General features: G+C 73.0%; 1 protein-coding gene. It reads left to right on the forward strand.

The window, feature by feature from the left end; all coding sequences use genetic code 11:
* Positions 1-230, forward strand: a 230-nt coding sequence (locus tag BN358_RS23840; RefSeq protein ID WP_157593478.1) for a DUF3418 domain-containing protein, incomplete at both ends; no start/stop codon positions are given.

Genomic DNA, 230 nt, shown 5'->3' on the forward strand with positions numbered 1-230 from the left:
CGCTGACCAATCCCCGCCACGAGGCCGAGGGGCTGGCCGTGATCGCCGACCTCGAGGACGAGTACGCCGAACTCTGTGCACGCTTCCCCTCCGGTCCGCTCCCGCAGCGGGTGTCCGAGATCGGCTGGCTGCTGGAGGAACTCCGGATCGGCCTGTTCGCCCAGGCTCTCGGCACGGCCGTGCCGGTCTCGGCGAAGCGGGTCCGCTCGGCCCTGGCGCTCGCCGCGCAG

Origin of the sequence: Sedimentibacter sp. B4 (assembly GCF_000309315.1) — a bacterium.
In the GTDB taxonomy this organism is placed as follows: Bacteria; Bacillota; Clostridia; order Tissierellales; family Sedimentibacteraceae; genus Sedimentibacter; species Sedimentibacter saalensis.